The sequence below is a fragment of the Endozoicomonas sp. PH6C genome (assembly GCF_059322965.1).
The window spans coordinates 5,989,152-6,012,697 of sequence record NZ_CP185342.1; the positions used below are offsets into that span (position 1 = coordinate 5,989,152).

3 protein-coding genes are annotated in these 23,546 nt (G+C 49.8%); all 3 read right to left on the bottom strand.

Annotated features, from left to right (window positions below; translation table 11 throughout):
• Positions 1 to 86: 86 nt before the first annotated feature.
• Complete coding sequence (locus tag ACOMG9_RS21035; protein ID WP_494529359.1) at positions 87 to 7,652, bottom strand: AAA family ATPase; 7,566 nt, start codon at positions 7,650 to 7,652, stop codon at positions 87 to 89.
• Between the two features lie 260 nt (positions 7,653 to 7,912).
• Complete coding sequence (locus tag ACOMG9_RS21040) at positions 7,913 to 15,487, bottom strand: AAA family ATPase (protein WP_448218335.1); 7,575 nt, start codon at positions 15,485 to 15,487, stop codon at positions 7,913 to 7,915.
• A gap of 293 nt (positions 15,488 to 15,780) precedes the next feature.
• Positions 15,781 to 23,373, bottom strand: coding sequence for an AAA family ATPase (locus ACOMG9_RS21045; protein ID WP_448218336.1), 7,593 nt, complete (start codon positions 23,371 to 23,373; stop codon positions 15,781 to 15,783).
• Positions 23,374 to 23,546: the final 173 nt, after the last annotated feature.

Genomic DNA, 23,546 nt, shown 5'->3' on the forward strand with positions numbered 1-23,546 from the left:
TATTAGACTTTTAGATAGTACGAAAGTTCCTTTTTGACAGTCAGCCGTGACCCTTGAAAAGACTGCTATCAGGTTCCCAAATCGTTCTATGGGATTTTCAACAGGTTACAAAGCGAAAACAAATCCACACTGTGCAAAAACTCTTTGGCAATAGTTGTCAGCTCACGGGATCTCAGCACCAGTGCGTTATCGGCGTTGAGTGCCTGCCGTAAGTAGTCATCATTCAGAGAGTCCTCAAAGCATTCAGAGCTCTGAATTTCAGACATCATGGCATAGAGTTCTTCTGGTGAGGATGGGTCATGAGCACCGTAGGAGTGTCGCTCATAGCACGATTCGAAGGAAGCATCCGCCCAACAATAGGTTAAGCAGCCGCCATTTGTGTTTGTCAATTGATACAGATAATGACTGAAGGCCTTCTGAATCGCCAGCGCGGATTGGTTGCGTAAAGAATCACGTTTTCTCCGACTTAATTCCCAATTGCCCCAGTCCCTGGTTTTTTGATCAATCATGAATCCGACATGAGTATTAATCTGTGCGCACTGCCAGGAAGGTTTCCCCAGGATAATCACCGGACGGTGGTTCCCCCTGCCTGAGGTTACACTCGGAAAAGCGGGCTGGTGCGCCAGCATTCGTTCTATGTTGGGAATGCCCTCAGGTGCGTCGGTCCAGGCGTTCTTTAAGAGTCGATTGGTAATTTCATATTCAAGGAATGATGAAAAGCCATCATAACAATGATCGACGAACGAGGTACCTTTTCTCCGTTGGAAGCATTCATAAGCCTTCTGCCATAACTGACTATTTTTTTCCCTGAAAAATAACTGTTTATACCACTTTTTCAGGCAATGGGTGGCTTCAACCTTGAGTTCGTCGACGCTTTTCAGACACACCAATAGGTTATGATTTTGGGCGTATATAGAAGAGTACTCATCGGCCAGCATTGGATCCAGCCAACCTGATTTCAGGACTTCAAGGGCAAAGCGAATAACCGATGACTTGGTCAGGTCACTATCTTTCAGTATTTCTACCATTGAAAAAAACCAACTTATAGCGTCCAGTTCGTCCTCATTAATTATTTTTGGATGGAGTAACTTGAGTTGTTCAATGACCTGCCCTTCATCACCGTCGTACAATATTTCTTTCACCGCCTCCGATATTTGTTTAAGTTGCCCTTGGCAATCGTCCAATACCTCTTTCCCCAGCGACACTATTATTGAGACAACCAGGGAAAAACTGATTAAATCTCTTTGTTCCCAAAGGTTCCCGGTTATGTTGGAAATAATTAGCCTGGCTTCTGGCAATGCGCTGTTTTTATCAAGGGCTTTGTTCAGTTCCTCAAGGCTCATATCACAGGCTTTAGCCAGAGTTTGCTGTTGTGACAAATCAGCACCTTTCAGGAAATCTTTCAGGAAAGCCTTATGCTTCTTTAACTCAGTGCTGGTACTACTGACATTGGTACTGGGCTGGACGTCAGGTTTGAAATCTATTCTCTCGACAGGCGCCCCGCCCAGATCCACTGACACCCAGGTTTGGCCTTCATCAACGGAATATTCAGCAAAGGCGTGGATTTGGCTATTCACTTGCCGGGATGGAATCCCGAAATAACGACAAAAAGCAACAAAAACAGGCGCACGATGACGGCAGTCCCCTTGCCGTTGTGTTACCAGAAATTTAAAGAAATTCTCATGTCTCGATGGTTTAGCCTTACCGGAAAACTGTCGGCAATACTCCGTGATCGCCTCAATTCGTTGCTCAGTGTTTTTGGCGTCTTTTATTTTCTGCAAAGGCTCCTGTATTTCTGTCGGTTGTTCTTTAATAGTCATAAACATTTCGCCCAGTACGTTTTTCATACCTTCTGAACACCGGGCGTCAAGCTGTGTTGATCGTTCTGGTCGGGTTGATTGCGGAGCTGTTTTTCTGCCCGGTTTTCTGGTTTCTACGACATAATTAAATTCAATTCTCTGGTAGGCTTTGGCCTTTGGAATCAGCACTATGTGAAGCCCGGTATAGAGATCCCTGAACAGGGTGAATGGCAAATCGGTTGATATACGCAGGGCAACGACGTAGTCGTTAAACGTCAGGCTGGGCAATGAAAAAAGATTAACTTTCGATGATAACAAAATGCTTGCCATCGTTTGATTGCTGGCTAGTGTCATGTGGTAACGTCCTGGTAACGGGTCCGGTGTGAGGGTTTCGAACCCCTCAAGGCCTTGCACCTGAAGAAAGGTCTTTTCGACATTACCCTTGGCAGTCACATCAATATTCAATACTTCCCAGCGATGCATAAAGGAAGGATACTTCTGTGTATTAAAAACGTTATAGTCTTTAACTTCTGGCAGCTTCAGCTTCTCATAATTCGTTGTACGGTCCAATACCAGAAGATCAGACTGACCGGACGCTCTGTTCAGCGGGCCCTTATCGATGGTTCTCCGGTCCAATGTCTGATGATCAGGCTGGCTGACAGGAGATGTTCCACTCACAGGGCCTCTATTGTTTGTTCTCCGGTCTAATGCCTGATGATCAGGCCGGTTCCTGGAAGGTGGGTCTATATAGCTTTTTATCCATTTCAATGTCTTAGCCAGGTTCGAGTGGGCTTTCGGACGGTATTTTTCAGGAGCGTTATCATTACCAACCGCTAAAGCTTCTTTACTATGATCGTCAACCTGATGGCTCGGCAGATTACTTATCTGATGCCTCGGGAGATTAATTATCTGATGCCAGAACGCAGGCCATAGTTGAACTGCGTCAGAGTTCCATGCCTCTATCCGCCGATCCGCCTCTCGAAGATAAGGCTGGGAAGCCGGTAATTTCAACGCTTGTTCCTGTGCTTGCGTCAGTGGAAATACGCTATTAGCATCCACACCCGTCTCGCAAAACTTATGTGCAAACCAGCGTTGCTGCCAGTGTCGGTAGATTGCCTGGATGAGCAGATCGTCCGACTCATCCGGCCTCAGGGAAAGACCGGATGCCTGCCATCTGGCCTGAGCCACCTTCTTGATGATTTCCGCTTTGACTTCCTCTTTATTCGGACGAGCCTTAACACGAATTTCATGGTTTTTTTCATCAATACTGTCGAGGTTACCGGGTCGTATCAACCACGGACGATCAATGTCCGGTAGCGTTTTGTTGAACCATTTGCAAAATCCGGCATCAAGTGCTCCTTTAGCCATGGCAAGAGTCGATGACTCTGGCAGTTCCTCCAGCGACAGGTCGGCGGCCATCAGGTAAAGTCGGTAGTGCTGATTGAGGCATTGATGAAGGGCTTTTTCGCTAAAATCGCCTCCTGTTTTGACAGCCATGGCGACATTCTGTAAATCGCGACTGGTGGGCTGTAACGGCAGGTTTTTCCGTTGCAGGCAGGCTCTTAAACGACAATGTTTTTCAGTCAGCTGTATGGCGACGGATTTCCCTTTTGGGGAGTCTGGCAACACTTTCCCGGCAATGGTCTGCAATTCTGCCGAGTTATACTGGCGGATCGGCAAATGTCGAAAACGTCCTTTCAGCGCCGGTGATAAGGGTTTTCGCCCGCTGTACTCAGGCGGGTTAATGGTGGCAAACAGGTGGAAGCCCGGATGAGCGTCACCGGCGAGAATATCGTTTAACTCACCTTCCAGGTGCTGGCTGTCGATCAGATTCATTTCCGAAATAACTACGATGCCGCCATCGACTTTTGCTTTCTGGATCACTTCACACAGTTGCTCCCAGGAACAATCACAGGCATTCAGGGGAAAGACCTCTGGCATGGTTTCTCCCCGTTCTTCAGCTTGCTGTTTAACACTTTTGATCAGCAGGTTCAGCGTGGCATCCTTACCCCGTCCGGCCGGACCCTCAATCAGCGTTGCCCGACGGCCGCCGTGTTTTCTGTCGTGATGATAAGCCTGCTGACAGCGGCTTAAATCCTGTCCCAGCCGTTGCACCAGCTCAATGACTGCCGAACCGGAGGTGTCAAACTCAGGTCGGAATTTTTTGCTGAATGCTTCGAAGTCCCGCTGAATATCTGGCAGGGTGTGGTTATGAACTTTGTCGCGCAGGGTGTTGTCTGGGTGGTAGTGGGCAGCAAACCAGATTTCCAGTGCCGAAAGGGCATCCTGTTGAGTCTCGCTGATTTCGGGACCCAGTAGATCCCGGAAACTTTGCTGGATCAAACTGTTCACTTGCTCACAGCTGGCACTGTCGCCTTCGGACAACGCTCGATCCAGATACCAACCCACCCAGCTGCAGATATCGGTTAAATCCCTGGGGGTAAACTCATGGTCGGGCAACAGCTCCTGATAATATTGCCACAGTGCCATCACACTTTTGCTGGCCCTGTGTGCAATGTCGTTTATTTTGTGGCGCTGTAAATGATTGAGCAAAGCCGGTTCTACTACTCTGTCCCGAAGGAAAGCCTGATCCAGACGTGGGTAGTAAGCCTTGGGCAGTTTCTCTTTCAGGGCCGGGTCCATTTGGCGCCCGGCGTAATGATCGGGGTTGCCGGTGAGAATTACCCGGTGTTTTTCGCTGACTTTGACAGGATGACCATTCACGTAGATGCAGGGTTCCGGTTCCCATAAGCCGTTCAGTGACGCCAGCAATCCGGCTTCGGCCAGGTTAGCCTCATCCAGCACCAGGGTAATGTATTCTCCGCCTTTGTCGGATTTGGTATTGGCCCATTCCATCAGCGCCCGGTTTTGCGGCACCATAGAGCGGTCGCCGTCGGCGTGTTGTTGCCACTGCCAGCGTTTCATCAGGGTTTGTTCGCTGTCGGAAGGTCCAAGGGAAATGACTGAAGCTTGTCCCGAAGCCTTGGCCAATTTGGCAGAAAAGTAACTTTTCCCTGTGCCGGTTTCCCCCTGCAGGAAGATAACGGGAGAGTCTGTCAGCCGGTCATGGAGCCGGGATAAACGACGGCTTTCACGATCTTCCTGACTCATCTCGCCATGATAAAGATCTCTGGCCAGTGCAGACAGGGGCTCATCAGCGGAACCCTGCCATTTCAGTGATTCAGACAGCTGATTTTTTATGCGTTCAATGCCTTCTGTCTCAGAACTCGCTGTTCTGGCCCTGTGAAAGCAATCGCTGGCCAGGCCGTGGATGGCATCGGATCGGGTCTGCCCTGAGTGCAAAGGTAACTGCCAGCCAGAAGCCAGTGCATCTTGTAAACGTTTAATCTGTCTGGTTGGCTCGATAGCTAAGGATTGCCAGGGCTTAGTTGCCGCCGGATCGACTGCCAGCTGATAGGCTATGGCATCCCATTGTTTTTCAGGCGCGTGGGCCAGGATCATGGCACAGAGCCTGTCCATAGCTTCTTTTTCAACTTGCTCTGGAAATGGACTTTTATAGGACAGTTGTAATTCGATACCTTTAAAGACTGCCGGGTCAAAGGCTCGGGCCAGTGGCCACAGGTTCTGCCTGACAAACTTTCTATCCAATTGCGGGGCGCTACTGATGATCGCAGCTAACTGATCCGGGTCTACCGTGGCGGCTTGATCCCTGTCGGGTAACAAGTGCCAACAGGCCACTTTCATAAAATCACGCACGGACGGATGTTGTCGGGTGCCATGGGTGATGACGCTATTGATGGCCTTGCGCCAGTGGCAGGGCAGGAGCTGTAGGGAGTGGTCAATCTGCTGTGCCTGCCGGGCAGCCAGTATCAGATTATTCAACAGCCCTTCGGTCATTTCTGGCAGAGGGCTACAAAGGTTGCCAGGTATGGTTTTAAAGGCTTCGTAAAGGGAGTGAAGTACTTGTTCCGGCAGATCAGCCTGTGAGATACGATGCTTGCGGGCATTGATATCCCAGATATCGAACGCAGGACAGGATTTTCCCCTGGCAACCATCGAGCTCCATACAGAAGATGAGCTTTTTGCAGACTCAGGCCAGAGTATTGTCACACGAGCTTTTGGATAGTCTTGCAACTGGCCATTCACCAGCAGAGGTTGCCCAATAATCAGGGGTTCCAGAAGCTGCTGCAGCGTTGGATTACTCTCCAGCCCCCGGAATACGACCGGCTTGCCAGCGGTTAATGCCTCCTGCAACGCAGTCTTGCGATGTCCAAAATGGGCCTTTTGTTCCGAGGTGATATGGATATTATCAAATAGCTGGCTGAATCGGGTCTGTTCATTGACCTGAATGACCAGAGGTGAGTCCGGCTGCTTATTGATCCAATGACTGGCCTGGGCAGATTGCTGATAAGTGAGGGTGCTGAACGCGATCTGATCTTTGTTTTTTTCCTGTGGGCAGGACAGAGAGACCTCGTCCTTTTCTGTCAATCCCAGGACTTTCGGCTGATGTTTTGAATCAGTCACCTGAAGTCGGGGCTCCAGGCCGGTGGTCTCGCGAATCGCCTGCAGTGAACCCAGCAAGCGAAACCAGAGTGCCTCAGTAAGGGGAGAGGTTACGGTAACTGATCCCCCCGCCCGAACCTGTTCCAACAGACAGGTGTTAGGGATTGCATAGCCTTCCGGGGCAATGGCAATGGGACTCAGCCATTGGGCAATATTACTCTGGTTGATGATGATGGGGTTGCGTGATGCTTGTTCTTTTTCAAGAGAAGGGGACAGACTGAAAAACAGTGAACGAAGCTCGTTATCTCCCACCGGCATCTGATAAAACTGAACATTGTCGGGTAATGAACAGATCTTGCCATTGCTCTCAAAACACTTCTGAGCCAGCATCTGACGAATCGTCTGTTCAAAGGCCAGATCTTCCCAGTTGGCTCCTTTCAGAATCACCCGCTGTCCGGCCCTTAATGATTCAAGCCTGCCGGGGATGTGCTGGATTCGCCCCTGTTTGTCCACCCCGAGTCCACCCAGCAGTAACTGTCGCCAGTGACTGTGCAAGTGGCAGTTAATTAAAACGGTATTGTCGTCATCCGTAGCACTTTTGGCACTGGTGAATTCAGGCAATAAGGGAGGAACCTTGTCGATCTCCATCGATGGGCTATTGCCGGTCTGAGTGTCGAACTGCCAGGTATTGCCCGGTCGATTAATTCGTCGCCAGAAATCAGCGCCAGGTGCATCGGCCGCCGGTGCGTCATCACGCCTGCTAACCGATGCCAACTGCTCAGGGTCTGCCAGGACTAATAGAGAAACATGCTCTCCCAGAGGGCGTTTCTTCTGGCTGACTTTGTCATACAGGCAGGGGTTATCCGGGTCCAGCAGATCGTTAAATTTGGGCAGATCCTCGCTGGTGAGTTTTCGGATATCCATCACCAGGGTCAGTGGCTTTGAACCCTCAAAGAGCTTACCTGAACGCAGAGTGTGGCGACCCTCTTCGGAAATGCTCAATCGGCTCACCAGATTAGCCTGTGAGAGGTCATCGGGATGGGAAATAAGCGTAACATCCCGACGTTCACCGCAGGTCTGGGCAACTAAAAGCTGACGAACTTCATCATCACTGCCGACAAAACGGAAATCGAAGGCATGAGGGGCCTTTTGGAGTGATGAATCTATTGGGGATACGCTTCTCGCTCTGTCAGGCAACGTCCTCGAAGGAAAGGGGTTATTGAGTTCGGGAGTTACAACAGAACAGGCTTTTGCTTTCTTTGATGATGAATCCAGCTCTGCTTTCCTGGCTGGCACGCGGCTCTTTTCGCCACTCTTTTCACCACTCTCAGACACGGCAAAACCAGGAACAGGGTTACTGTCTATTTTCTCACCAATACGACCATCCATAGTCAATCTCCCAACTGCTATCTGAAGAACTGAATTGAAGTTGTTTAGTTATTTGACCTTTAGATAGTACGAAAGTTCATTTTTGACGGTCAGCCGTGACGATTGAAAGACGTCAATGATCGCCACCCATCTCGCGCTGCAGAGTGCGCTTTTCAGGGGAGATATGCATTCCCACGCAGAGCGTGGGAACGAGTTGCTGGGCTTTTGCGACAGCCTCCTTCGAGGGTGTCGGGGAGGGTGTCAACATGGTCAAACGGTTATCATGTATCCAATGCGTCACTCATCGAATTCAGGTTCACGCTGTTCAAAAACTCTTCAGCAATTTTTGTCAGTTCATCGGATTTGAGCACCAGAGCGTTGCTGACGTTGAGTGCCTGCCGCAAGTAGTCATCCTTAATGGATTTCTCAAACAAGGGAGCGTGATTCGTTTCAGACATCATGGTATCCAGCTCTTCGGGTGAGGAGGGATCATGAGCGCCATAATTGCCTCTACTAAAATAGATATCCCAGAAGCTGGAATTGGCCCAACAATACGATAAACAACCCCCTTTCGAGTGTGTCAATTCGTACAGAAAATAACTGAAGGCCTGCGTAATTGCTTCCTTGCACTTGTCTTTTAAATTATCCACAAGTTTTTCCTCCTCCTCTGATATTTTATGGGACTCTGCAATGGATTTGTATTCGCTATTAAGCTCAGCCTCTTTTTGCTCAAGTAGATTGGTAATTGCCTCTGGAGTTAACAGGCGACCGGAAAGAAAAAGCGTCTTCATCTGATTTTGCGCATCATTCAGAAATTGCTTACGATGTTGGGTTTCTTCTTTTTTGAGCGCTTCATATTGATTGATTTTTTTCGATAACTGCTTCAAACCCGGGCTATTCTCCATTTTATGTTGGAGCAGGGCTTGGGTCTTTTCAGCAAATGCTGTGTCGTCCCAGAGAGGTTTCCCGATGACAATTACCGGACGGTGGTTCGCATGGCCCGAGATTAGCTGCTTAAATGCAGGGTTGTGCAACAGCATTCGTTCTATATCCGGAATGCCCTCAGGTTCGTCCGTCCAGGCTTCCTGTAAAGATGAATCGGCAATATTACGTTTAAGGAATGACGAACATCCATCATAACCCTGAGTGATGAAAAAGTCATAGTTATCACTTCTTACCCCTTGTAAGGTTTTATAATACAACTGCCATTCCTGACTATTTTTTTCCCTGGACAAGAACGCCTGATACCACTTTTTCTGGCAATGGGCGGCTTTAACCTTCAGTTCATCGACGTCTTCCAGACGCACCAATAGCTGATGAAGCTCACGGGGCAGCGAAAAGTTCTTCTTATCGATCGGCAGTGGGTCCAGCCAACCCGATTCCATGGCCTCACGGGCAAAGTGAATAACCGAAGGTTTGGTTAGGTCACTGTCTTCCAGTATTTTCACTATGGATCTGTGCCACTGGTGTGGGTTTGCTCCGGCCTGATCAATCATCTTTGAGTGGAGCGATCTGAGCGGTTCAGTGACCTGATCTTCATCGCTGTTGGATAATATCTGTTTTGCCGCCTCTGACATCGATTGATAAATATACCAACCGTCGTCAATCACATTAAGGTCCCATGGCTTCTCGAAATAGCTCAGTGCGTCTGTCCCCAGCAGCTCTATCAAGGAGACGCCCATGGAAAAGCCGGTTAAATCATTTCTCTCCCAGAGGTTCCTGATGATGTTGGAGAAACTCAGATTTGCTTCTGGCCAGGCACTGAGGTTATCAAGGTTTTTTTTCAGTTCCCCGAGGCTCATAACACAAGCCTTGGCCAGAGCTTGCTGGTGTGCTGAATCAGCACCTTTCAGGAGAGCTTTCAGATGTCCTTTAATCTTTCTTGAAACAGCGCCGGGATCTTCGACCTGCCTGGTGGGCTGGAAATTATAGGTGATTTTTGTCGTAACCCCGTTTGCCCCGCCCAGAGACACCGATTCCCAGGTTTGGCCTTTATTCAGGGAATACTCGGCAAAGCCGTGAGTGTAGTTTCTAACATACCGACATGGAATCCCGAAATAACGACAAAGAGCTACAAAAACAGCCGTACGATGACTACAGCGACCTTGCCGCTGTGTTACCAGGAATCGAAAGAAATTTTCATTTTCCTCTGGTCTGGCCTTACCGGAAAACTGTTTGCAATACTCCTTGATTGCCTTAATGCGTTGTTTCGTGTCATGGGCGTTCGCTATTTTCCGCAATGGCTCACGTATTTCGGATGGTTGTTGGTCAATGGCCGTAAACACTCCGTGCAGTACTTTTTTCATCCCTTCTGAACAGTGGGTGTCAAACCTTGTTGATGGTTCTCTCAGGGCTTCTTTAACCGATGATTTTTTGTCCGGTTCTCTGGTTTCTACGACATAAGCCACCTCAATTCTCTGGTTGGCTCTGGCCTCCGGAACGTACAGTGTGTGAAGTCCGGTATAGCCACCCCTGACCAGGGTAAATGCCATATCGCCTTCGATACGCAGGGCGACGATATGTTCGTCAGGCTTCAGGCTGGGCAATGCAAATTCGCCATTCTTCGATGACCATTTAAAAGTCGCCAGCGTTTGATTGCTGGCTAATGTCACTTCCTGATTATGTCCCGGCAACCTTTCAGGCATGAGAGTTTCAATCCTCTGCATCTGTTGATCACTGATCTCCAGCATTTCGATGTCACCCTCAGCGGTCACATTAATATCCTCTAACCAAAAGCGATACATATCGGAAGAAGTTTTCTCCGTGTCAAAAACTATATGGTCTTCATGATGTCTTGGCTCGCAGTTTTCATAGTCCGTGTCCCAGTTCAACGGTGAAACGTGTTTCCAGTAGACTGCCGGATCGTACTCTTCAGAATCGTCAACCCTATGGTTACGCTGACCACTCAACTGATTCCAAAACGCAGGCCACAATTGAACGACATCGGATTTCCATTTGCTTAACCACTGATCAGCCTTCTGAAGATAAGGCTGGGAAGCGGGTAATTTCAGCGTTTGTTCCTCTTCTTCCGTCAGAGGAAATACGCTATTGGCGTCAATACCAATCTGGTCAAAGGCATGAACAAACCAGCCTTGCTGCCAGTGTCGGTAAAGTGCCCGGGTGAGAACATCGTCCGACTGATCGGGGTTCAGGGGAAGGCCGGATGCCTTGCACCTGGCCTGGGCCACCCTCTTGATGATTTCCGTTTTCGCTTCCTCTTTATCCAGAAGCCTGTTAATACGAATTTCATGGCGTTTTTCATTAATGGTGTTGCGGTCACTTTGTCGTATCAACCAAGGACGATCAATGCCCGATACCGTTTGGTAAAACCATTCGCTCAGCTCAGGATCAAGCGCTCCTTTAGCCATGACAGGAGCCGATGATTCTGGCAGTTCCTCCAGCGAGATATTGGCGGCCATCAGGTAAAGCCGGTAGTGCTGTTTAAAGCATTGATGAACGGCTTTTTCGCTAAGGTCGCCACCTCGGTTGATAGCTCTGGCAACATTCTGTAAATCAAGGCTGGTGGGCTGCAACGGCAGCTTTTTGCCTTGCAGGTGAGCCCTTAAAAGACAATGTTTTTCTGTCAGCTTTTTAGCGACGAATGTCCCTTGTGAGGACTCTGGCAACACTTTTTCGGCAATGGTCTGTAATTCTGCCGGGTTGTACTGCCGGATCGGCAAATGTCGAAAACGCCCTTTCAGCGCCGGTGATAAGGGTTTTCGCCCGCTGTACTCAGGTGGATTGATGGTGGCGAACAGGTGGAAGCCGGGATGGGCGTCACCGGCCAGAATATCGTTTAACTCTCCTTCCAGATGTTGGCTGTCGATCAGATTCATTTCTGAAATCACCACGATGCCGCCTTTAATTTTTGCCGTCTGTATCTTTTCGCACAGTTTGTCCCAGGAACAATCACAGGCATTCAGGTAATAGACTTCCGGCATGGACTCACACCGTCGTTTAGCCTCCTCTCTGACAGTTTCAATCAACAGGTTCAGCGTCGCATCCTTGCCCCTTCCCGCCGGGCCTTCAATCAGTGTTGCCTGACGGCCGCCGTGTTTTTTGTCGTGATGATTAGCCTGCTGGCAGCGGCTTAAATCCTGCCCAAGCCGTTGCGCCAGTTCACGGACTGCCGATCCGGAGGTATCAAAGTCTGGTCGGATTTTTTCGCTGACTGTTCCGAATGTCTGCTGAATATCTGACAGGGTCTTGTTGCGAACGCTTTCGCTCAGAGTGTTCTTCAGGTCGTAACGGGCAGCAAACCAGATTTCCAGTGCTGACAGGGCATCCTGATGAGTTTCGGCGATTTCGGGACCCAGTACATCCCGAAAACTTTGCTGGATCAAACTGTTTATTTGCGCACAGGTCACACTGCCGCGTGCGGGCTGAGCACGATCCAGATACCAACCCACCCAACTGCAGATATCGGTTAAATCTCTGGGGGTAAACTCATGGTCGGGCAAGAGTTCCTGATAATATTGCCAGAGCGCCATCACACTTTTGCTGGCACTGTGTGCAATGTCGTTTATTTGATGCCGTTGTAAATGCTTGAGCAAAGCCGGCTCCACCACTCTGTCGCGAAGAAAAGCCTGGTCCAGTTTTGGGTAGTAAGCTCTGGGCAGTCTCTCCTTCAGTGCCGGGTCCATGTGGCGCCCGGCGTAATGATCCGGGTTGCCGGTGAGAATCACCCGGTGTTTTGGGCCGACCTTGACAGGATGACCATTCACGTAAATACAGGGCTCCGGTTCCCATAAGCCGTTCAATGATGCCAGTAATCCGGTTTTGGCCAGGTTGGCTTCATCCAGAACCAGGGTGACATAGTGTCCATCCTCGTTGGACGGAGTCTCGGCCCATTCCATCAACGCCCGGTTTTGCTGCACCATAGAGCGGTCGCCATCAGCGTGTTGTCGCCACTGCCAGCGTTTCATCAGGGTCTGTTCGCTGTCGGAAGGTCCAAGGGAAAGCACTGAAGCTTGTCCCGAAGCCTTCGCCAATTTGGCGGAAAAGTAACTTTTCCCGGTGCCGGTTTCTCCCTCAAGGAATATAACGGGAGAGTCTGTCAGCCGGTCATGGAGTCGGGATAAACGACGGCTTTCACGATCTTCCTGACTCATCTCGCCATAATAAAGATCCCTGGCCAGTGCAGACAGGGGCTCATCAGCGGAACCCGTCCATTTCAGTGATTCAGACAGGCGATGTTCTATGCGTTCAATGCCTTCTGCTTTAGAGTTTGCTGTTCTGGCTATGTGAAAACAATCGCTGGCCAGTTCGTGGATGGCATCGGATCGGGTCTGCTCTGAGTCCAAAGGTAACTGCCAGCCGCAAGCCAGTGCATCTTGCAGACGTTTAATCTGTCTTGCTGGCTCGATGGCTAAGGATTGCCAGGGCTTTGTTGCCGCCGGATCAACTGCCAACTGATACGCTATAGCATCTCGTTGTTTTTCAGGCGCGTGAGCCAGGATCATGGCACAGAGCCTGTCAATAGCTTCTTTTTCACCCCATTCTGGAAATGGACTTTTATAGGTCAGTTGTAATTCGCTACCTTTAAAAACTGCCGGATCAAAGGCTCGGGCCAGTGACCACAGATTCTGCTTCACAAACGTTCTATCCAACCGCGGGGCGCTATTGATGATGGCAGCTAACTGATCCGGGTCTACCGAGGCGGCTTGATCCCTGTCAGGTAACAAGTGCCAACAAGCCACTTTCATAAAATCCCGTACTGAAGGATTCTGCCGGGTGCCATGGGTGATGACACTATTGATGGCGTTGCGCCAGTGGCAGGGCAGGAGCTGAGGGGAGTGGTCAACCTGCTGTGCCCGCCGGGCAGCCACTATCAGGTTGTTCATCAACCCTGCCGTCATTTCTGGTAGCGGGTTACAAAGGTCGGCAGGTACGGTTTTAAACGCTTCGTAAAGTTTATGAAGCGCCTGTTCTGGCCGATCAGCCCAGGAGATATTATGCCTGACGGTACTGATACCCCAGAGACCGACTTCAGGACAGGCCTCACCGGTGGCAATCATCGAATGAAATACTGAAGATGGGCTTTTTGCAGACTCAGGCCAGAGTATTTTCATACGGGCTTTCGGGTAGGCCTGTAATTGGCCATTCACCAGCAGAGGTTGCCCGGCAAACAGAGGTTCCAGAAGTTGCTGAAGGGTTGGATTCGTTTCCAGCCCCCGGAATACCACCGGCCTGCCAGAAATCAATGCCTTCTGAAAGTCACTCTGACATCGTCCAAAATGCGCCTTTTGTTCCGAGGCGATATGGATATTATCAAATAGCTGGCTGAAGCGGGTCTGTTCATTGACCTGAATGACCAGACGTGTTTCCCAGTAACGATAAACCCAATAATTTGCCTCGTCAGGTTGCTGATAAATGAGGGTATTAATGTCAGTTTGAGCCCTGATTTTTTCCTCCAGGTGACGTTTACTGGCCAGAGAGTCTTCATCGTTTTCTGCCAATCTCAAGGCTTTCGGCTGTTGTTTTGAATGAGCTACCTGAAGTCGGGGCTCCAGGCCGGTGGTCTCGCGAATCGTCTGCAATGAACCCAGCAAACGAAACCAGAGAGCCTCAGTAAGGGGAGACGTCACGGTGACGGCAGCACCGGCCCGAACCTGTTCCAGCAGGGAGGTATTGGGTACTGCATGGCCTTCCGGGGCGATGGCAATCGGGCTCAGCCATTGGGCAATATTACTTTGGTTAATGATGATCGGGTTGCCGGGTGCCTGTTCTTTATCAGATTTTGTGACACCTTCTTGTTCACGAGGGTGGGACAGGCTTTGAAACAGTGAATGAAGCTCGTCATTCCCTACCGGCATCTGATAAAACTGAACATCGTCCGGTAACTGACAGATCTTGCCATTGCTCTCAAAGCACTGTTGCGCCAACATCTGTCGCATTGTCTGTTCAAAGGCCAGATCTTGCCAGTCGGCCCCTTTCAGAATCACCCGTTGTCCGCTTCTTAATGACTCAAGCCTGCCTGGGATATGCTGTATGCGTCCCTGTTTATTCACACCGGGGCCGCCCAGCAGCAACTGTCGCCAGTTGCTGTGCAAATGACAGTCAATAAGAAGGGTATTGTCGTCGTCCATTGCGCTTTCGGCTGAGGGGAGTTCAGCCAGTAGTGGAGGAACTTCGTCGATTTCCATCGCTGGGTCATTGCCGGTTTTTGCGTCGAACTGCCAGGTATTGTCCGGGCGATTAATTCGCCGCCAGAAGTCAGCCCCCGGTACGCCGGCCGCCGATGCGTCGTCAGGGCTGCCAACCGATCTCAACTGTTCAGGGTCTGCCAGCACCAACAGAGCAACATGCTTGCCCAGAGGCCGCTTCTCCTGGCTGACTTTGTCGTACAGACAGGGATTATCCGGGTCCAGCAGGTCGTTAAATCTGGGCAGATCTTCGCTGGTGAGATTTCGGATATCGATCACCAGGGTCAATGGCTGTGAACCTTCAAACAGTTTGCCCGGATAAAGGGTGTGGCGACCCTCTTCGGAAATGCTCAGTCGGCTCACCAGGTTAGCCTGTGAGAGTTCATCGGGATGGGAAATAAGGGTGACATCCCGACGTTCATCGCAGGTCTGGGCAACTAAAAGCTGACGAACCTCATTATCACGGGTGACAAAACGAAAATCGAAGGCATGAGGGTTTTTGTGGAGTGAGGAATCCGTTGCGGAAACGGTCCTCGCCCGGTCAGGTGACTTAATCCGGGGTGACGATACATTGAGTTTGGCAATGACATCGGAGCAGATCTCGACATCATTTTCTGGTAATTCCAGCCTTGGTTTTTTGGCGGGTACAACAGCGTCAGACGCGCCACTATCAAGAACCGATTTGTTTATTTCCCTGATCCGACCATCCATAGTCAATCTCCTTTCCTGATGTCCCTTGGAGGACTGTATTGAAATTACTTAATTATTTGACCTTGGGATGGGTTTAAAGTTCCATTTGGAGATCCCTATTGCGCTGAAGATTTGAGCCTTAATCCAGCATTGACGATCGTCGCCATAGCTAAGGCTATGATTCCTCACGCAGCCTTGTCTTAAGGTTCAAATCTCCATGCTCATCACGGGAGTTAGAAAGCACGATTGGTATTACCCGTAATCATTGAAGGAAGTCATTGATCTCGAAAAAATTCAACATGATCAAACGGTTATCAGGTATCCAATGCGTCACTCATCGAATTCAAATTCACACTGTTCAAAAACTCTTCGGCAATTTTTGTCAGCTCATCAGATCTGAGCACCAGAGCGTTACTGACGTTGAGTGTCTGCCGCAAGTAGTCATCCTTAATGGATTTCTCAAACAAGGGATCGTTTCTCGTTTGAGACATTATGGTATGCAGTTCTTCTGGTGAGGAGGGATCATGAGCGCCATAATTGCCTCTATGACGAAGATCTCCCCAGAGGCAGGAATTGGCCCAACAATACGATAAACACCCCCCTTTCGAGTGAGTCAATTCGTACAGAAAATAACTGAAGGCCTGCTTAATTTTTTTCTCGCACTGGTGTTTTAAATTATCAACAAGTTTTTTCTCCTCCTCTGATATTTCATGGGACTCTGCATTGGATTTGTAGTCTCTAAAGAGACTATTCTGTTTTTGCTCAACCAGATTCACTATTGCGTCTGGAGTTGATGGGCCACCGGAAAGAAAAAGTGTGTTCATCTGATTTTGCAAATCATTCAAAAATTGCTTAGCACGGAGGTTATTTTCTTTTTTGAGCGCCTCATATTGATTGATTTTTTTCGATAACTGCTTCAAGCCCGGGCTATTCTCCATTTTATGTTGAAGCAGGGCTCGGGTCTTTTCATACATTGCTGTGTCGTTCCAGAGAGGTTTCCCCATGACAATTACCGGACGGTGGTTCGCCTGGCCCGAGATTAGCTGCTTAAATGCAGGATTGTGCAACAGCATTCGTTCTATATTCGGAATGCCGTCAGGCTCTTCCGTCCAGGCTTCCTGTAAAGATGAATCGGCCATTTTACGTTTAAGGAATGACGAACATCCATCATGGCCCTGAGTGATGAAAACGCCATAGTTACCACTTCTTGCCCCTTGTAAGGTTTTATAATACGACTGCCATTCCTGACTATTTTTTTCCCTGGACAAGAACTCCTGATACCACTTTTTCTGGCAATGGGCGGCTCTAACCTTCAGTTCATCGACGTCTTCCAGACGCACCAATAGCTGATGAAGCTCACGGGGCAGTGAAGAGATGTACTCATTGATCGGCATTGGGTCCAGCCAACCCGATTCCATGGCTTCACGGGCGAAGTTAATGACCGAAGGTTTGGTTAAGTCACTGTCTTCCAGTATCTTCACTATTGATCTCAGCCACTGGTGAGGGTTTGCTCCGGCCCGATCAATCATTTTTGAGTGGATCGACCTGAGCGGTTCAGTGACCTGATCTTCATCACTGTTGGACAATATTTGTTTGACCGCCTCCGACATCGATTGATAAATATGCCATTCGTTGTCAGTCACATTATCGCGCCATGGCTTCTCGAAATAGCTCAGTGCGTCTGTCCCCAGCAACTCTATCAACGAGACGCCCATGAGAAAACCGGTTAAATCATTTCTCTCCCAGAGGTTCCTGATGATGTTGGAGAAACTCAGATTCGCTTCTGGCCAGGCAGTGTGCGTATCAAGGTTTTTTTTCAGTTCCCCGGGGCTCATAACACAAGCCTCAGCCAGAGCTTGCTGTTGTGTTGAATCAGCACCTTTCAAGAGGGCTTTCAGGTGTCCTTTAATCTTCCTTGAAACAGTGCCGGGATCATCAAGCTGGATGATGGGCTGGAAATTGTAGGTGATTTCTGTTTTCTTTGATTTTGACCCGCCCAAAGACACCGACTCCCAGGTTCGGCCTTTATCCAGGGAATACTCGGCAAAGCTGTGAATATAGTTTCTAACTTTCCGACATGGAATCCCGAAATATCGACAAAGGGCTACAAAAACAGCCGCACGATGACTACAGTCACCTTGCCGCTGTGTTACCAGGAATTGAAAGAAATTTTCTGTGCGCTTTGGTTTAGATTTACCGGAAAACTGTTTGCAATACTCAGTGATTGCCTCAATGCGTTGTTTCGTGCCATGGGCGTCTGCTATTTTCCGCAATGGCTCACGTATTTCGGATGGTTGTTCGTCAATGGCCGTAAACACTCCGTCCAGTACTTTTTTCATCCCTTCTGAACAGCGGGTGTCAAACCTTACTGATCGTTCTCTTCGGGCTTCTTTAACCGATGATTTTTTGTCCGGTTCTCTGGTTTCTACGACATAAGCCACCTCAATACTCTGGTTGGCTCTGGCCTCCGGAATATAGAGTGTGTGAAGCCCGGTATAGCCACCCCTGACAAGGGTAAATGCCAAATCGGATTCGATACGCAGGGCGACGATATGGTCGTTAGGCGTCAGGCTGGGCAATGCAAATTCGCCATTCTTCGATGGCCATTTAAAAGTCGCTAGTATTTGATTGCTGGCTAATGTGACTTCCTGTCCATACTCCGGCAACTTTGCAGGCATGAGGGTTTCAACCCTCTGTAGCTGTTGATCACTGATCTCTAACAGTTCGATGTCACCCTCAGCAGTCACATTAATATCATCTAACCAAACGCGATACATAGTGGAAGAAAGTTTCTTCGTAGCAAAAACTATATGGTCTTCATGATGTCTTGGCTCGCAGTTCTCATAGTTCGTGTTCCACTTCAATGTAAAAACATCTTTCCAGTGGACTGCCGGCTGGTATTCTTCAGCATAATCAACCCTGCGGTTCGGCTGAACACTTATCTGATTCCAAAACGCTGGCCACAATTGAACGACATCGGATTTCCATTTGCTTATGCGCTGATCAGCCTCCTGAAGATAAGGCTGGGAAGCGGGTGCTTTCAGCGTTTGTTCCTCTTCTTCCGTCAGGGGAAATACGCTATTGGCGTCAATGCCAGTCTGGTCAAACTCATGAACAAACCAGCTTTGCTGCCAGTGTCGGTAAAGTGCCCGGGTGAGAACATCGTCGGACTGATCCGGGTTCAGGGGAAGGCCGGATGCCTTCCATCTGGCCTGGGCCAGCCTCTTGATAACTTCTGTTTTGGCTTCCTCTTTATCCAGAAGGGTATTGACACGAATTTCATGGCGTTTTTCATTAATGCTGTTGTGATCACTTTGACGTATCAACCACGGACGATCAATGCTCGATACCGTTTCGTAGAACCATTGACTCAGCTCAGTTTCAAGCGCTCCTTTACCCATGACAGGAACCGATGATTCTGGCAGTTCCTCCAGCGAGATATTGGCGGCCATCAGGTAAAGCCGGTAGTACTGATTGAGGCATTGATGAAGTGCTTGTTCGCTAAAGTCGCCACCTCGGTTGATAGCCCTGGCAACATTCTGTAAATCGAGGCTGGTGGGCTGCAACGGCAGCTTTTTGCCTTGCAGGTGAGCCCTTAAAAGACAATGTTTTTCTGTCAGCTTTTTAGCGACGAATGTCCCTTGTGAGGACTGTGGCAACACTTTTTCGGCAATGGTCTGTAATTCTGTCAGGTTGTACTGCCGGATCGGCAAATGTCGAAAACGCCCTTTCAGCGCCGGTGATAAGGGTTTTCGCCCGCTGTACTCAGGTGGATTGATGGTGGCGAACAGGTGGAAGCCGGAATGGGCGTCACCGGCCAGAATATCGTTTAACTCTCCTTCCAGATGTTGGCTGTCGATCAGATTCATTTCTGAAATCACCACGATGCCGCCTTTAATTTTTGCCGTCTGTATCTTTTCGCACAGTTTGTCCCAGGAACAATCACAGGCATTCAGGTAATAGACTTCCGGCATGGACTCACACCGTCGTTTAGCCTCCTCTCTGACAGTCTCAATCAACAGGTTCAGCGTCGCATCCTTGCCCCTTCCAGCCGGTCCTTCAATCAGTGTTGCCTGACGGCCGCCGTGTTTTTTGTCGTGATGATTAGCCTGCTGGCAGCGGCTTAAATCCTGCCCAAGCTGTTGCGCCAGTTCACGGACTGCCGATCCGGAGGTATCAAAGTCTGGTCGGATTTTTTCGCTGACTGTTCCGAATGTCTGCTGAATATCTGACAGGGTCTTGTAACGAACTCTGTCGCTCAGGGTGTTCTCCGGTTGGTAACGGGCAGCAAACCAGATTTCCAGTGCCGACAGGGCATCCTGATGAGTTTCAGTGATTTCCGGCCCCAGTAGGTCCCGAAAACTATGTTGGATCAAACTGTTTATTTGCGCACAGGTCACACTGCCGCGTGCGGGCTGAGCACGATCCAGATACCAACCCACCCAACTGCAGATATCGGTTAAATCTCTGGGGGTAAACTCATGGTCGGGCAAGAGTTCCTGATAATATTGCCAGAGTGCCATCACACTTTTGCTGGCACTGTGTGCAATGTCGTTTATTTGCTGCTCCAGCAGATGCCGTTGTAAATGATTGGCCAGAGCGGGTTCCACTACCCTGTCCCGAAGGAATGCCTGATCCAGGCGGGGGTAGTAAGCTCTGGGCAGTTTCTCTTTCAGGGCCGGGTCCATTCGGCGCCCGGCGTAATGATCCGGGTTACCGGTGAGAATCACCCGGTGTTTTGGGCCGACCTTGACAGGATGACCATTCACGTAAATGCAGGGTTCTGGTTCCCACAAGCCGTTTAATGATGCCAGTAATCCGGTTTTGGCCAGGTTGGCCTCATCCAGAACCAGAGTGACATAGTGTCCATCCTCGTCGGATGGAGTGTTGGCCCATTTCATCAACGCCCGGTTTTGCTGAAACATAGAGCGGTCGCCATCGGCGTGTTGTTGCCACTGCCAGCGTTTCATCAGGGTTTGTTCGCTGTCAGATGGTCCAAGAGAAATGACCGCAGCCTGTCCTGAAGCCTTCGCCATTTTGGCGGAAAAGTAACTTTTCCCAGTGCCGGTTTCTCCCTGGAGGAAGATAACGGGAGAGTCCGCAAACCGGTCATGGAGTCGGGATAAGCGACGACTTTCACGATCGTTCTGACTTATCTCGCCGTGATAAAGATCCCGGGCCAGTGCTGACAAAGGCATATCAGCGGAGCTCTGCCATGCCAGTGATTCAGACAGTCGATGTTTTATGCGTTCAATGCCTTCTGCCTCAGAATTCGCTGGTCTGGCCATGCGAAAACAATCGCTGGCAAGGGCGAGGATGGCATCGGATCGGGTTTGCCCCAATGGCAGAGTTAACTGCCAGTCAGAAGCCAGTGCCGCGTGCAAACGCTTAATCTGTGCCGTTGGGCGGATGGCCAAACAGGGCGTTGCTGCTGCCGGATCGATTTCCAACTGATAGGCTATTGCCTCTCGATGTTCTTCAGGTGCATGGGCCATGATTATGGCACAGAGCTTGTCCAGAGCTTTTTCTTCAACCCATCCTTGAAACGGACTTTTATAGGACAGCTGTAATTCGGTACCTTTAAATACTGCCGGGTCAAAGGCTCTGGCCAGTGACCACAGGTTTTGTTCCACAAACGCTCTATCCAACGGCAAGGCACTATTAATAATGGCATTTAACCGATCGGGGTCTACCGAGGCGACTTGATTCTCATCCGGCGTCTTATCCGGAAACAAGTGCCAACAGGCCACTTTCATAAAATCCCGTACTGAAGGATTCTGCCGGGTGCCATGGGTGATGACACTATTGATGGCGTTGCGCCAGTGGCAGGGCAGGAGCTGAGGGGAGTGGTCAACCTGCTGTGCCCGCCGGGCAGCCACTATCAGGTTGTTCATCAACCCTGCCGTCATTTCTGGTAGCGGGTTACAAAGGTCGGCAGGTACGGTTTTAAACGCTTCGTAAAGTTTATGAAGCGCCTGTTCTGGCCGATCAGCCCAGGAGATATTATGCCTGACGGTACTGATACCCCAGAGACCGACTTCAGGACAGGTCTCACCGGTGGCAATCATCGAATGAAATACTGAAGATGGGCTTTTTGCAGACTCAGGCCAGAGTATTTTCATACGGGCTTTCGGGTAGGCCTGTAATTGGCCATTCACCAGCAGAGGTTGCCCGGCAAACAGAGGTTCCAGAAGTTGCTGAAGGGTTGGATTCGTTTCCAGCCCCCGGAATACCACCGGCCTGCCAGAAATCAATGCCTTCTGAAAGTCACTCTGACATCGTCCAAAATGCGCCTTTTGTTCCGAGGCGATATGGATATTATCAAATAGCTGGCTGAAGCGGGTCTGTTCATTGACCTGAATGACCAGACGTGTGTTCCGGTAACGATAAACCCAATAATTTGCCTCGTCAGGTTGCTGATAAATGAGGGTATTAATGTCAGTTTGAGCCCTGATTTTTTCCTCCAGGTGACATTTACTGGCCAGAGAGTCTTCATCGTTTTCTGCCAATCCCAAGGCTTTCGGCTGCTGTCTTGAATGAGCTACCTGAAGTCGGGGCTCCAGGCCGGTGGTCTCGCGAATCGTCTGCAATGAACCCAGCAAACGAAACCAGAGAGCCTCAGTAAGGGGAGACGTCACGGTGACGGCACCACCGGCCCGAACCTGTTCCAGCAGGGAGGTATTGGGTACTGCATGGCCTTCCGGGGCGATGGCAATCGGGCTCAGCCATTGGGCAATATTACTTTGGTTAATGATGATCGGGTTGCCAGGTGCCTGTTCTTTATCAGATTTTGTGACACCCTCTTGTTCACGAGGGTGGGACAGGCTTTGAAACAGTGAATGAAGCTCGTCATTCCCTACCGGCATCTGATAAAACTGAACAGCGTCCGGTAACTGACAGATCTTGCCATTGCTCTCAAAGCACTGTTGCGCCAACATCTGTCGTATTGTCTGTTCAAAGGCCAGATCTTGCCAGTCGGCCCCTTTCAGAATCACCCGTTGTCCGCTTCTTAATGACTCAAGCCTGCCGGGGATATGCTGTATGCGTCCCTGTTTATTCACGCCGGGGCCGCCCAGCAGCAACTGCCGCCAGTTGTTGTGCAAATGACAGTCAATAAGAAGGGTATTGTCGTCGTCCATTGCGCTTTCGGCATAAGGGAGTTCAGCCAGTAGCGGAGGAACTTCGTCGATTTCCATTGATGGGTCATCGACGGTTTTTGCGTCGAACTGCCAGGTATTGTCCGGGCGATTAATTCGCCGCCAGAAGTCAGCCCCCGGTACGCCGACCGCCGATGCGTCGTCAGGGCTGCCAACCGATCTCAACTGTTCAGGGTCTGCCAGCACCAGCAGAGCAACATGCTTGCCCAGAGGCCGCTTCTCCTGGCTGACTTTGTCGTACAGACAGGGATTATCCGGGTCCAGCAGGTCGTTAAATCTGGGCAGATCCTCGCTGGTGAGATTTCGGATATCGATCACCAGGGTCAATGGCTGTGAACCTTCAAACAGTTTGCCCGGATAAAGGGTGTGGCGACCCCCTTCGGAAATACTCAGCCGGCTCACCAGGTTAGCCTGTGAGAGTTCATCGGGATGGGAAATAAGGGTGACATCCCGACGTTCATCGCAGGTCTGGGCAACTAAAATCTGACGAACCTCATTATCACGGGTGACAAAACGGAAATCGAAGGCATGAGGGTTTTTGTGGAGTGAGGAATCCGTTGCGGAAACGGTCCTCGCCCGGTCAGGTGACTTAATCCGGGGTGACGATACATTGAGTTTGGCAATGACATCGGAGCAGATCTCGACATCATTTTCTGGTAATTCCAGCCTTGGTTTTTTGGCTGGTACGATAGCGTCAGACGCACCACTATCAAGAACCGATTTGTTTATTTCCCTGATCCGACCATCCATAGTCAAACTCCTTTCCTGATGTCCCTTGGAAGACTGTATTGAAATTACTTAATTGTTTGACCTTGGGATGGGTTTAAAGTTCCATTTTAACGGTTACCCCTCTGTAGGGTTGTCCAGCCTTTGCGGGAACGACGAGAGTGAAGCGGGGGATGACGGGAGTGAAGCCGGGAATC